At 50.4% G+C, this 13,175-nt stretch carries 11 protein-coding genes; 6 read left to right on the top strand and 5 right to left on the bottom strand.

The features are described 5' to 3' along the window. Positions 1-295: 295 nt before the first annotated feature. The 5 genes from WJM45_RS16565 to WJM45_RS16545 all read right to left on the bottom strand — a co-directional run bounded on the left by WJM45_RS16565 (position 296) and on the right by WJM45_RS16545 (position 5,222). Positions 296-796, bottom strand: a complete 501-nt coding sequence (locus tag WJM45_RS16565) for a PilX N-terminal domain-containing pilus assembly protein (RefSeq protein ID WP_341326167.1) — start codon at positions 794-796, stop codon at positions 296-298. A 14-nt stretch (positions 797-810) separates the two neighbouring features. Next, positions 811-1,863 carry a PilW family protein gene (locus tag WJM45_RS16560; protein WP_341326166.1) on the bottom strand — a complete coding sequence of 351 codons (1,053 nt, stop codon included), beginning with the start codon at positions 1,861-1,863 and terminating at the stop codon, positions 811-813. 366 nt (positions 1,864-2,229) lie between these two features. Then, complete coding sequence (gene pilV / locus WJM45_RS16555; RefSeq protein WP_341326165.1) at positions 2,230-2,763, bottom strand: type IV pilus modification protein PilV; 534 nt, start codon at positions 2,761-2,763, stop codon at positions 2,230-2,232. Then, a complete protein-coding gene (locus WJM45_RS16550; protein WP_341326164.1) occupies positions 2,760-3,326 on the bottom strand; it encodes a GspH/FimT family pseudopilin in 567 nt (188 codons plus the stop codon). The genes pilV and WJM45_RS16550 overlap by 4 nt, the downstream gene beginning before the upstream one ends. Positions 3,327-4,058: 732 nt before the next feature. Next, a complete protein-coding gene (locus WJM45_RS16545; RefSeq protein WP_014149643.1) occupies positions 4,059-5,222 on the bottom strand; it encodes an aminotransferase class V-fold PLP-dependent enzyme in 1,164 nt (387 codons plus the stop codon). Between the two features lie 406 nt (positions 5,223-5,628). Here WJM45_RS16545 and WJM45_RS16540 point away from each other — a divergent pair, with 406 nt between their 5' ends. The 6 genes from WJM45_RS16540 (at position 5,629) to WJM45_RS16515 (ending at position 12,903) form a co-directional block, all read left to right on the top strand. Beyond that, positions 5,629-6,579 carry a CoA ester lyase gene (locus tag WJM45_RS16540; RefSeq protein ID WP_341326163.1) on the top strand — a complete coding sequence of 317 codons (951 nt, stop codon included), beginning with the start codon at positions 5,629-5,631 and terminating at the stop codon, positions 6,577-6,579. A gap of 377 nt (positions 6,580-6,956) precedes the next feature. Beyond that, positions 6,957-8,138, top strand: coding sequence for a malate--CoA ligase subunit beta (locus WJM45_RS16535; protein WP_341326162.1), 1,182 nt, complete (start codon positions 6,957-6,959; stop codon positions 8,136-8,138). 10 nt (positions 8,139-8,148) lie between these two features. Further along, positions 8,149-9,039, top strand: a complete 891-nt coding sequence (gene sucD / locus WJM45_RS16530) for a succinate--CoA ligase subunit alpha (protein ID WP_341326161.1) — start codon at positions 8,149-8,151, stop codon at positions 9,037-9,039. Between the two features lie 454 nt (positions 9,040-9,493). Further along, on the top strand, positions 9,494-10,252 hold the full coding sequence (locus tag WJM45_RS16525; protein WP_341326160.1) for an HAD family hydrolase: 759 nt from the start codon (positions 9,494-9,496) through the stop codon (positions 10,250-10,252). Positions 10,253-11,008: 756 nt separating this feature from the next. After that, positions 11,009-11,488, top strand: a complete 480-nt coding sequence (locus tag WJM45_RS16520) for a RimK/LysX family protein (RefSeq protein WP_341326159.1) — start codon at positions 11,009-11,011, stop codon at positions 11,486-11,488. A 260-nt stretch (positions 11,489-11,748) separates the two neighbouring features. Further along, the gene (locus tag WJM45_RS16515; protein ID WP_341326158.1) at positions 11,749-12,903 is read left to right on the top strand and encodes a PQQ-dependent sugar dehydrogenase; all 1,155 of its coding nucleotides are present in this window, start codon (positions 11,749-11,751) and stop codon (positions 12,901-12,903) included. The last annotated feature ends 272 nt before the right edge of the window (positions 12,904-13,175 follow it).

The raw sequence follows: 13,175 nt of genomic DNA, 5'->3' as shown, positions 1-13,175 counted from the left end.
GGTTGCGAGTTATCCTAAATTCGACAGTCAGTGTATGAAATAGACGAAGGTAGTCATACGGTTACATAAATCTCTTGAATCGCTCATAGGGTGAGTCACTTGAAAAATATAACTAATTAAATATTTTCGTGATTTTCGTGGACATAATGCTTTTTATAGGGTTATCGGCACCAACAAGGTACGCGATGCGTACCTACAGAATATCAATAGACCTATGGCCTATCGCCTGCAAATCCAAGTCCCCTTTACCGGCTTTCTGCTAACTGCTTACCGCTCACCCAACCCAACTCAACCTTCAGCGTTTGTAAGTCGATTGTACAACTACGACCGCCGTTTCCGTTCCACCGACGCCGCGCGCGGTGACGCGGTACATCTCGCTTTGCTCGTATTCCCCGGCATCCAGACTGTAACCCCCGGCTACGTTGGGCATGCGCTGTATCACATAACGGGGCGCGGAGGATACTTGCCCGATCGCGTCTGAAAATTCCGCCGTATTATTGTTTTGCCAAGCGTCATGCGGGCCGGGAGGCGCGCCGTCTTGAGCATACAATCCGTTATCGCCGGCATTGGTGAAGTCGGGTAGGACTGCCTGCGTCAAGATGTTTTCTCCGGCTCTCAATGCGGATTCGGCGGCCTGAAATGCAAGATTGCGATTGCGCATGTTGCCGGCCATGCGCTCTTCGAGGCTGGTGACTTGCATCGAAGTGGTGGCGGCTAATGTCAGTAGCAATAGCATAATGAGGCTAATGATTAGTACCGAGCCGGTTTGCCGTGCTAATGAATGGGGGTGTTTCATAAGCTAGATGCTCGTTAAGGTAAGCGATTGCGGACTGCGATGGTGGTCGTGAAAACCTGTCGTAGTCGCCGGTCTACCGGCGTGACGGTGGCGCCGTTGAAGGTGTAGGTTTGTGGCCGCGAAGTTATGTTGTCGTTAAGGCTCCGGGTCAGCAGGCTAGCTCGTGCGCTTACGACATTCGCCCAATTGCCGACATTATTGGCCGTCACATAGCGGTTCGCGACTCTGTCTTGAGTCGTATCCTCGCCGTAAAGTATTTGCAAGTTTTCAATGCCGTCGATCATTTCGACGGGATTGGCTCCGGCTTGAACGGCCCAGCTGTTATCCAAGCGCCATAGCGAAGGCTGTCCGCTTTCACCGGTTCGAAGAAAATAGGTATAAGAGTTGAATCGAAAGACTTCGGCGCCTTCGTCGTAAATCTTGCTTAGTTTATTGTCGGTATTTTGATTGTTGGCATGCGCCAAGTTTTGTTTTCCCGCCGAAGAAGAGGCGCTGGTCGCGATGAAGATATCCGCGGCGGAGCAGTCGGAAACCATGACGATATCGTATTGTTTAAAATCGCAAGTATTGCCGGCATTGATATGAATTTGGGCGGTGGACGCTTTTTCCGGCAATGCGCCTCCGCAGGTGCCGCCGAAAGTAATCGTAATGGCATCGGACCCTGCTATACATGCGTTGGCATTGCCGCAGGCGCTCGAATTCCAATTGTTGGCAATGTTGTCGTTGCCGCTGATCGTTATCATGGTTCCCAGGGCTAGGCTGGCGGGGGCGGGGTTCGGATTTGGATTTTTGGGGTCGATAATTATGTTCGGAGCAACCGTCGTACAACCTTGAAACCCTGCCATGCGTAAATCGTGATTGAGTGTGTCTAGCGCAAATCGCGCGTTTTCCTGCATTCTGGACAGGCCTTCTTGCATGCGATAGGTTTGTTTGGTGTTGGTAAATATTTGCAAGACGCCGCCTAGCAAAAACGCGCCGATCAATAGCGAAATCATGATTTCGACTAGGGTCATGCCTGATTGGCGGTAAATGAGTAGTGCGGGTTGCTTTTTCTGTGTTGATCGCATTATCTTACTGTGAAAGTTCGAGGATTTGCATTCCTTATCTAATTTTCGATAAGCAAAAGCTTAGCAACGGAAATGGCGGTTCCGAAGAGGGTCCGGTTGCTCGTCCGACAGGTATCGGCGGCAGGGCAGATTTTTGCTCCTGCAAAATCTGCATTCATGCCATCCATGGCAATCAGATTCCGCCGTCGAGCCAGGGATGTATTCACCCGGCACCTAAATTCCATATGCCATTGGCTATGGTTAACTATCTTGGATAATTTAGGTGCTGGGTTCACGGCCTCCTGTCGGGCGAATGACCGTATCCTCATTCACATCTCGAACTTTCATTTGCCGGGCCTTCATGAACGTTATGGTGAAATACATAAATCAAGGTCTGAATGTCATGACAAAACGAACGATTCGATCTGATTCCTGTTCCGCTTCGCGGCGATCGGTCCACCATATTTTGACGGCATAGGTTTCGCCATTACCGTCGCAAGCCGGAGACGCCGGCGTTCCATCATCGGAAGTGCTGTCGATGCAGGCCCAGCCGCTGCCGCCCGGCAGCTGTCCCGCTATTGCCGTATTCCATCTCGCCAAATCGTAATCGGCCATTTGCGCGGGGGTGCATGAATTGAGTTCACAATCGGTTGGGTTATTGGGCGCGCCTTGGTTGTTATAGTTGCCGTTCGATAAGCCCGTGCCGTTAACGCGCATTCGGTCGGCCATGTCGTAGGCAAGCTGGGTGGCTTGACTTCGGAAAAAAGCGCTTTGATTGTTTTTGAGGCTGGCGGCTTGCATGCCGGCAAGCCCTAGCAAGCCGATCGCTAAAACGATCATTGAAACCAGGACCTCAATCAAGGTGAAGCCCGAGGCGTTATTTGGATCCAGGTTAGCAGTATTGAATTTGGTCGCGTTCATGGGCATGCGATTTCTCGTTGCGTTAAAAGTCTGCCCGCATTATTGAGTGCTATATTGACGCCAATATTGCCTGTGCGGTCGTCGCACACTTTAATAATGCCCGATTGGTGGTTATCGTTAGTTAATCGACTTTGTCCGGAAGCGACGTAAGAAATGTAGTTCGCAATGTCTTGGGAGCCCGTCATCGTAATGCTGGTGAGCGGGTTTTCCTGTATTCTCAGCAAGGTTTCGGTATTGCTATCGAAGGTGGCGTTATTATTCGGGTCTGTAAAGACTATCCAGCCGATCGACCAGTTTACGGTATTGCTTGTAGAACATGTAGGCGGCGTAGCGTTGGGGTTTTGGCTTTTGCATGCGGTAATTCTGATTCCGCGTTTTACGGCTTCGCTACGTGCAAAATTGAGCGAGGCAACCAGTTCATTGGTTCGAGTCGTCAATCGATCGTTTCGGATGACAGTGTTAAAGCTCGGCACGCCAAGGGTCAAAACGATTGCGCCGATGGCAATCGTCATCATTAACTCGATGAGGGTAAATCCGTAATGGATTTTTGAATATTCCGGCATGGGTTTAGTCATAGAAATGAAAATCGCCTGCTGAGCATAAAAGTTAATCTAGCACGTTTCGCATAAGACTTATGAGAGCTTGTTAAAAAAATAGTAACTACACCTTTCGCACTTCAAATTTCGGCAGTGCCGGAGGAGGCCTCGGGGTGATCGATAAAGTAGCGTAGGTCGGGTTAGCGCAAGCGTAACCCGACATTTTGTCCATCGATATGCCGGGTTACGGCTCCGCCTAATCCGACCTACCCGACATTGTGGCAGTTGTAAGCTATATGAGATGGCCTCCGATGCATAATCTACAATTTTTATTTATAACGATGAGCCTAGAAAAAGCATTTCACCATGAAGATCATGAAGAATAGGAAGTTAATTCAATAGCTTATTACGCGTTTGTATAGAGCTTTCGCTCACCAAAAAGGTTAGCGAGAAGGATTTGGTAAGTTCTTGGAATCCTTCATGAACTTCATGTGCTTCATGGTTAAACTGCCGAATTCAGGATGAGTGCTCTAGCTTGGGAAGCAGCAGAACACTTGGTTGTCGATTGATTGCTGAACTGAATGGCTGCGGATGCTAAGAGAGGGGTAACTCGAAAGGGTCATCCTGCGCCTTCTATGAAGATTGACGATTTATCGGTATGAACAGCGTCGATTAGGCTTTTGATGCGTTATTAACGCAAAAAAGGCATCCCGGCGTTAATCGGAATGCCCCCGGGGTTGCCGAGTTGGCGGATTTTGATTATGCAGTGGTGCGATAATATTCGATCGCTGCGGCAACGCCGCTACCGGCTTTGATATCGAAGCCGTTATCGAGCAGCGCCATTTCGACGCCGGCAATGGCGCCGAGCATCGAGACATCGTTCATGTCGCCGACATGACCGATGCGGAACACCTTACCCGCCACTTCGTTCAAGCCCGCGCCCAGAGAAATATTGTATTTGCTATAAGCTGTGGCGATCACGTCGCGAGCGTCCTTACCGGCCGGAACGACGACCGCCGAAACGGTATTCGATTCGAAGCCGGGTTTGGCGCACAGTTCAAGACCCCATGCGGCAATCGCTTTACGCGTACCTTCAGCCAGGCGGTAATGGCGTGCATAAACGTTTTCGAGACCTTCTTCGAGCAGCAGGTCCAGGGCTTTGCGCAGTCCGTACAGCATTGGGATCGATGGCGTGTAAGGCGTGTAACCGTCTTTGTTGCTGGCTAGTTGGTCTTTCAGGTCGAGAAAGGCGCGTCTGCTTTGTGCAGTATCGCAAGCGGCTATCGCTTTTTGGCTGAATGCAACTAGGGCGGCGCCGGCGGGTAGCATGAAGCCTTTTTGCGAGCCGCTGATTGCGCCGTCGACGCCCCATTCGTCCATGCGGAAATCGATGCTGGCGATCGAGCTGACGCCGTCGACGAACAATAAAGCCGGGTGTCCGGCTGCGTCCATCGCTTTTCTAACGCCGCCGATGTCGCTGGTGACGCCGGTCGCGGTTTCGTTGTGCGTGGCTAGAATGGCTTTGATTTCATGTTTGCCGTCTTCTTTTAGGCGCGCCTCGAGATCGTCAAGCGGAATGCCTTCGCCCCACGGTCTTTCGATGACAATGACTTCGAAGTCCAGGCGTTTGGCCATTGCGGCCCAGAGATGGCTGAATTGACCGAAGCGGTAAATCAAGACTTTATCGCCTGGGCTCAAGGTGTTGGTCAGGGCGATTTCCCAGCCGGCTGTTCCGGTTGCCGGAAATATGAAGCTATGTCCGGTTTCGGTTTTGAAGACTTTTTTCAGATCTTCCAGCAAGGGTTTGAATAGCTCGGGGAAGATAGGTGAACGATGATCTTCGCTGGGGACGTGCATCGCGCTGAGAACTTCGTCGGGAATGTTTGTTGGACCTGGAACATACAAATGATTACGGCCTGCCATGTTTTATTGCCTCTTTGAATTGAATGGTGAAGAAAGCGGGTTGATTCGTTTCGGATGGCTTTGTTCCGGGAATTGCCGGTATTGCATTCGAGTATTGCAAATTTGCCCATTTTCGCTACGGCAACTGCATTAATTTGAAGAACAATGGATGAGTATTTCGATGCCGATTCGTTACCCGGAAAATGAATGCTAAAACGCTTAATACTGCCATATTTGCAGTTAATCGGCAAGCGCCGGTTGCTGGATGTTGCGGGCAGTAGCGGCAAGTTGAGAAAGTTAAAATTGACAATATCGTTGCCAAAAGTACAATGTCGGATTTATTTTGCGCCCGGTTCGAGTCAAATTTAACCGAATCGAGGGTGATTTCGCCCGGCAAAAAATTAACATATTGAAATAGGAAGACACAATGAGCCACACCTTGTATGAAGCGTCCGTGCAACGCGTTCAGCGCTGCGAGCTTGCTGTTCCGGGGTCGAATCCCGGTATGTTCGAAAAAGCGTTGAAAAGCGGTGCGGATTTCATATTTTTGGATCTTGAGGACGCCGTGGCGCCTGACGATAAACTGCAAGCCCGCAAAAATGTCATTCAAGCGATCAACGATTTGGATTGGAAAGGGCACGGTATCACGATTTCGGTACGCATCAACGGCTTGGACACGCAATACATGGTCCGCGATGTCGTCGATCTGGTTGAGCAAGCCGGTGATAAACTCGACACGATTCTGATCCCGAAAGTCGGCGTCTATGCCGATGTCTACATGGTCGAGGCGATGCTTAATCAGCTCGAAATGCAACAAGGCTTGAAAAACCGCATCGGTATCGAAGCTTTAATTGAAACGGCATTGGGTATGGCGAACGTTGAAGATATCGCCCGCAACGGCGCTTCGGGGCGTTTGGAGGCGTTGCATTTCGGTGTCGCCGATTATGCGGCCAGTAACCGGGCAAGAACGACTAATATCGGCGGATTGAATCCCGATTATCCGGGCGATCAATGGCATGCCGCGATCAGCCGCATGACGGTCGCGTGCCGCGCCTTCGGTCTCCGTCCGATCGACGGGCCGTTCGGCGACATCAATGATAAGGACGGTTATAAAGCCGCTGCTAGGCGAGCCGCCGCATTGGGCTGCGAAGGCAAGTGGGCGATTCACCCGACTCAAATTGAATTGGCTAACGAAGTCTTTACGCCGCCGACGGCTGAAATCGAAAAGGCCGAGCGTATTTTGGCTGCCTTGAAAGAAGCCGCTGCGCAAGGTAAGGGCGCCGCCGCGCTGGATGGGCGCCTGATCGATGCCGCGTCCGAAAAGATGGCCAATAATGTCGTCAAGGCCGCCGAAGCAATTGCCGCAAAAGGCCAGTAAGGAATATGCACGAAATAACTTCTACAAGTAGTAGGCTTTGTGGCGGTTTAGTGACTCGCTTGACAGGACGCATTGAACCCAGTACCTAAATTATCCAAGATGATTAACCATGGCCAATAGGCTATGGAATTTAGGTGCTGGGTAAATACGTCCATGTAGGCTTGAAGGCGGAACCTGATTGCCATGGATGGCATAAATGCAGATTTTGCAGGAGCAAAAATCTGCCTTGCCGCCGACACCTGTCAATCGAGCCACCAAACCCCCTTCCAACAGTTGTTTAAGTTATTTCAAGCTCGTTCCTAAGCAATTGGAATAGACCCGCGCCGATTTTCGGCGCGGGCCTTTCTTTACTTTTTTAAATAGAAAGAGGTTATGCTGTGGATATCCATGAGTATCAGGCAAAAGAAATTTTAACGGAATACGGCGTCAGGATCCCCGATGGCGGCTTGGCTTACAGTCCGGAAGATGCCGTGCAGCGTGCGCGGGAAATCGGGGGCAGTATTTGGGCGGTGAAGGCGCAAATTCATTCCGGCGCGCGCGGTAAAGCCGGCGGAATCAAACTGTGCCGGTCGCATGACGATGTCGCGAAAGCTGCAGAGGAGTTATTAGGCAAACGGCTCGTGACTCACCAAACCGGACCCGCCGGTAAAGTTTGCGGAAGGCTATATGTAGAGGCGGGCACCGATATCGCGAAAGAGTTGTATTTTTGCCTACTCGTGGACCGCAGCTCCGAGCGTATCGTGATGGTCGGCTCGGCCCAAGGCGGTATGGATATCGAGGAGTTAGCGCAAACCAAACCTGAAGCGATTACCAAAATTTACATCGAACCGTCTGTCGGCTTGCAGGATTTTCAAGCGCGAGCAATGGCTTTTGCATTGGGTTTGCCGGTGTCGATGATCAATACCGCCGTTAAAACGATTAACGGCTGCTACCGTGCGCTACGGGACAACGATGCGAACATGCTCGAAATCAATCCGTTAGTTGTGACCGGCAAAGAAGATTTGCTGGCCTTGGACTGTAAAATGGGTTTTGACGACAACGCCTTGTTCCGCCGTCACCGAATCGCCGAATTGCGCGACAAGACCCAAGAGGATCCCCGTGAAATGGCGGCTGCCGATCGCGGCCTGAGCTATGTGGGCCTGGACGGCGATATCGGCTGTATGATCAACGGTGCCGGTCTCGCGATGGCGACGATGGACATGATCAAATTGGCCGGCGGCGAGCCGGCGAACTTTCTCGATGTCGGTGGCGGTGCTTCGCCGGAGCGTACCGAGAAAGCGTTCCGTTTGGTTTTGGCCGATAAGAATGTCAAGGCGATGTTGGTCAATATCTTTGCCGGTATCAACCGTTGCGATTGGATTGCTGAAGGTGTCGTACATGCAGTCAAAAAAATCGATATGAAAATTCCTTTGATCGTGCGTTTGTCCGGTACTAATGTGGAGGAAGGACGCAGGATCATCGCCGAGAGCGGCTTGCCGATCATTACCGCCGAAACTCTGGCGGAAGCGGCCGAAAAAGCCGTGCAGGCACGGGATGAAGTAGTGGCGAGAGAGGGCTGAGAGAAGACACATGGCAATTTTAATCAACGAAAATACACGCATCATCGTTCAAGGTTTTACCGGTAAAATCGGCACGTTTCATGCGCAGGACATGATCAACTACGGCGCTAAAGTCGTCGGCGGCGTTACTCCAGGCAAAGGCGGGCAAGCGCATCTGGGTTTGCCGGTTTTCAATACGGTCAAGCAAGCGGTCGATCAAGCCGGCGCCGAAGCCAGCATCGTATTCGTACCTCCTGCTTTCGCGGCAGATTCGATCATGGAAGCGGCCGATTCCGGCATCAAATATTGCGTCGCAATTACCGACGGCATTCCGACTCAAGACATGATGAAGGTCAAAAATTTTCTGCGTCGTTTTCCTGAAGACGAGCGCATGATTCTGACCGGTCCTAACTGCGCAGGTACGATCAGTCCCGGGCGTTCGATGTTGGGCATCATGCCGGGGCATATTTACATGCAGGGTAATGTCGGCATCGTAGGGCGCTCGGGCACATTGGGCTATGAGGCGGCCGACCAGCTAAAAAGGCTCGGCATCGGGGTGTCGACCTCCGTCGGCATCGGCGGCGATCCGATCAACGGTAGTTCGCATCGCGATATTCTCGAACATTTCGAGCGGGATCCGGAAACGAAAGTCGTCTTAATGATCGGTGAAATCGGCGGGCCGCAAGAAGTCGAAGCCGGCATGTTCGCAAAGGAGCATATGACCAAGCCTTTGGTTTCCTATATCGCAGGTCTAACCGCTCCTGAAGGGCGTAGAATGGGGCATGCTGGTGCGATCATCTCGGCGGCAGGTGAAAGCGCGGCCGAAAAAGTCGCGGTGTTGAAGGATTTGGGTGTTACGATCGCGCCGACGCCTTCGGCGATGGGGGAGACGGTTGCCTCGGTTTTGGCCAAATCGGCATGAACTTGGTGAACAGTAAACGGTGAATGGTAAGCGGTGGAAACTTAAGCAGGACGGGGTTTGTAACCCTACGCATCAAGCTAAAAACGACCAACCCACACATCCTATTTTTCTCAAGCTGCGAGTTGGGAAAGAGTATTAGGTGTGCGGCGCACACCAAACGGTGAAAATCATGTAGCCCGGATTGCGCTGCGCTCCATCCGGGCTACACTGTTTGGTCAATGCGGTATTGATGCCATTTATTGTAGCTTGACATTTTCGGCCTTCCCTCACCTAACGCTAGGTGAGGGACGATCTGGGGATTGCGCCCACGGTGCATCAATCACCCACCCACCGTGGGAGCAACGCATTCGATAATTGCTTATCGGCAAGCCGCCGCTCATAACTCATAATGCCACAGCGGAGTCTTAGTGGATTCCCTGTGGTTTTGTTTTTTACGAAGGATTAATCACGCGTCATGAAGCAATCGATGATATATGCCTTGGATTTCGACGGCGTTATTTGCGATAGCGCCGTCGAAACCGCGATAACCGGTTGGAAGGCCGCCGGGCGGCTTTGGCCGGATATGACCGAGGACCGACTTTCGGAGCGATTGATCGATCGTTTCCGACGGGTTCGACCCGCAATTGAAACTGGCTACGAGGCGATTTTGGCGATGCGTTTGATCGATCGGGAAGACGATGATCGAGCGGTTTTAACCGGATTCGAGCGGAATAAACAGAAGTTGCTCGATGAATTGAGTGTCGATGTCGATTTTCTGAAGAAATTATTCGGTGAAACGCGCGATAACTGGATTGCGGCTGATTTTTCGGGGTGGATCGGAGTGAATCCATTGTTTCCAAGCGTTGCCGATAAGCTTAAGCAGCTGAATGAACAGACTACTTGGTATGTGGTGACGACGAAACAGGAGCGCTTCGTCAGCCAAATCTTGAACGCTAATGAGATTGAGCTACCCGGCGGCAACATATTCGGCCTCGAAAGAAATAGAAGCAAAGCCGATACGTTAATTGAGATTTTGGAAGGCCATCCGAATCAGCAAATTTATTTTGTCGAGGATCGTTTGCCGGCGTTGTTGATTGTGATGACTAATTCAAAACTTCAGTCGCTTAAGTTGCAATTGGCCGACTGGGGCTATAATACGGCGCAGGATAGACAAGAGGCCATGCAAAAGGGTATTGAACTATTATGTATCGAGGATTTTCTTAAGGCCAAATAAGCATCACTATCTCGGTAATGTTCATGAAGGACTGGTCATCGCCCCGGCAAATGAAAGTTCTCTTGTGGCGGAAGGTGCGGTCACTCGCCCGACAGGACCCAGCCCCTAACTTAGTAAGACTATTAACCATGACCGATGGGCTATGGAATTAGGGGCTGGGTGAATACGTCCATGTAGGCTCGACGGCGGCTCGAGCGCCAAGGATGGCGCGAATGCAGATTTTGCATTACGCCATGGATGGCGTGTATTAGGGCAATGCAGGAGCAATTGTCGAGGAGCAAAAATCTGCCCTGCCGCCGACGCCTGTCGATCGAGCAACCGCACTCTCTCCGGAACCGGCATTGTGTTGAATATCGAAAAATTAGATAACGATCCAAAATCTCCTAGCAGGACGGGGTTTGCAACCCCGTCCTAAACATTTCGACTTTGGCCGAAGTAAGCAGAAGTGTTTAGGGCAAATCGAAACGTTGGGGACGGGTTAAATAACCCGTCCCGCAAAAGGTGAGGCAAATTTCCTACTTGTTTTAATGCAGGGCCGATTAATTAAGTCGTGACTTTGGTTTTAATAATGGTTGCTTTTTGCAATGCCCTACAAAATTTGTTAGTTTTGTAGGTAGTTAATGTACTTCGAAAGACTCATTATGTCTTTTTGCTTATCGATCGAAGTATGAGTTTTTAAAATAAATGAAACTTCATTTGAGGAGAATTTAATCGTTTATGCGTATTTACCCTTTCGCCCTTGCTTTTATGATGTACATGACTACGGCTGTTGCCGAACAAGAAGCATCGGTTCTAGCAGCAAATATGAATAACTATACCGTTTACGGTCATGTTGAGGAAGTGGCGTTGATACCAGGCGACATTGAAATCAAGGCGCGCCTCGATACCGGTGCGTCGAGAAGTTCGTTGAACGCTCAAGAGATCGAGTTGATTGAATCGGACGAGCAGCCGATGGTGAGTTTTATATTCGATGATCGTAACGGTAATCAATATCCGATGACGCTGCCTTTGGTTGAAAAGATCGGTATCAAACAGGCTAGCGGTAGACAAGAGCGCTATGTCGTCGAAATAGGCTTGTGCGTCGGAGAGCATTATGAAAAAAATCTGTTTACACTGGCCGATCGCAGTAGAATGACTTATCCCGTATTGGTAGGACGAAACTTTTTAAAGAATTCCGTTTTGGTTAGCTCGAAACATAAAATGACCGCAAAGCCGATTTGCGAAATTGATGCTTAATTCTAAAAGGCGTGGTTGGTAAGTGTTGTGGATTTTCGTGCTGAGCCAAGTCGAAGCATGAAGGGGCCGCAATACTTTCACTGGCTTGGTGAGGCCCCAAACTGCCCTTCACTCTTCGGCAGGGCTCTCTTGAGCGCAGCCGAAGGGTAAAGGGCGAACGGTTGCTTGAGGCGCTTAACCGCTCTTTTCAGGTTAATCGAAAGCGATGAGCGTTTGGCTCTAATAATTGAGCGTTTGGCTCTAATAATTAGGTATCTTCGATGAGATTTTGGATATTAGTAGTATTTTGTTTGCTCGCATCCTGTAAACCCATTTCGGATACTATCGCCAAGGAACCTTATTTGTTTCAGTCCGACGATGTCGAATTGGAGGCCGTTGCGGTTTACCAAGGCAATGATGCAATCTGGGGCTTCGATTTTTTGCCCGACGGTAAAATCATATTTACCGAAAGGAAAGGACGATTAAGGATATTCGATCCCAAAACCATGAATACCTCCGATGTGAGCGGTGTTCCTGGCGTTGCCGCGCGCAACCAAGGCGGCTTGCTGGACGTCTATTTGCATCCCCGGTTTTCTGAGAACCGGCTTGTTTATTTAACTTATTCAGCCGATGTCGGCGACGGTATGACCACTCGACTGGCCCGCGCGGAACTCGATGCCGTCACCTTGGTGAACCTGACCGTTCTGTTTAGCGCGGAGCCTCCGAACAATAGCGATCATCACTTCGGTTCCCGTGTCGTGATGAGCCGAGCCGGCAATTTGTACTTGAGTGTCGGTGATCGCGGCGAAAGGGATCAAGCTCAAAATTTGGCTTCTCATTACGGAAAAATATTACGTCTGAAGCAGGACGGTAGCGTTCCGGATGACAATCCTTTTCTAACAGAGCCGGGCGCTAAACCTGAAATCTGGAGTTACGGTCATCGTAATGTTCAAGGTTTGACGATACATCCACGGACCGGAGAAATATGGGCGCAAGAGCATGGCCCGCGCGGCGGCGATGAAATCAATCTTATCAAAAAGGGCCGGAATTACGGTTGGCCGGTCGTAAGTCATGGGCGAGAATATTGGGGGCCTACAATCGGCGAGGGCGTTGAAAAAAAAGGCATGAAATCGCCGATTCACTATTGGGTGCCATCGATCGCACCGAGCGGGCTCACCTTTTATAGCGGTAAAAAAATTCCACATTGGCAAGGAAGCTTGTTTTCCGGATCGTTGGCGCTGACCCATCTAAATCGGCTGGTTGTCGACAATCATAACGTGATCAAGGAAGAGCGATTATTAAGCGCCTTAAATAAACGCATCCGCGCTGTTAGGCAAGGTCCTGACGAATTGTTGTATTTTTCAACCGATGACGGATCATTGATTCAAGTTCGACCGGTTGATTCCGAAGAAGACTCTCTGGTGGAAGAGCATTGACTTGTTATTATATACCCATCGCAGATCAAAATTCGGCACCAGGGTGTCCGTCAAAGGACGCCGTGAATACATCCCTGTAGGCTCTATGCCAGCTCCATGCTGGCAAAGCCTTTGCCGCACACCCTGGTGCCTCCTCAGGCACTGCCGAAGTTTGAAGTGCGAAAGGTATAGTAAACTAACGCTGGATTGATTCGGCTAGAAGCATATTGCTCCCCTATGCTCAGAGAATGGTTAAGGAGCATGTGCAAATAACGTTTACAAAATAGTATGCT

Source organism: Methylotuvimicrobium sp. KM2 (genome assembly GCF_038051925.1).
GTDB lineage: Bacteria > Pseudomonadota > Gammaproteobacteria > Methylococcales > Methylomonadaceae > Methylotuvimicrobium.
This window is presented reverse-complemented; position numbering and strand designations above follow the sequence as displayed.

Coding starts and splice junctions, on each gene's coding strand:
- WJM45_RS16565 (WP_341326167.1), bottom strand. CDS start 796: ATGAAACACCCCCATTCATTAGCACGGCAAACCGGCTCGGTACTAATC.
- WJM45_RS16560 (WP_341326166.1), bottom strand. CDS start 1,863: ATGCGATCAACACAGAAAAAGCAACCCGCACTACTCATTTACCGCCAA.
- pilV (WP_341326165.1), bottom strand. CDS start 2,763: ATGAACGCGACCAAATTCAATACTGCTAACCTGGATCCAAATAACGCC.
- WJM45_RS16550 (WP_341326164.1), bottom strand. CDS start 3,326: ATGCCGGAATATTCAAAAATCCATTACGGATTTACCCTCATCGAGTTA.
- WJM45_RS16545 (WP_014149643.1), bottom strand. CDS start 5,222: ATGGCAGGCCGTAATCATTTGTATGTTCCAGGTCCAACAAACATTCCC.
- WJM45_RS16540 (WP_341326163.1), top strand. CDS start 5,629: ATGAGCCACACCTTGTATGAAGCGTCCGTGCAACGCGTTCAGCGCTGC.
- sucD (WP_341326161.1), top strand. CDS start 8,149: ATGGCAATTTTAATCAACGAAAATACACGCATCATCGTTCAAGGTTTT.
- WJM45_RS16525 (WP_341326160.1), top strand. CDS start 9,494: ATGAAGCAATCGATGATATATGCCTTGGATTTCGACGGCGTTATTTGC.
- WJM45_RS16520 (WP_341326159.1), top strand. CDS start 11,009: ATGACTACGGCTGTTGCCGAACAAGAAGCATCGGTTCTAGCAGCAAAT.
- WJM45_RS16515 (WP_341326158.1), top strand. CDS start 11,749: ATGAGATTTTGGATATTAGTAGTATTTTGTTTGCTCGCATCCTGTAAA.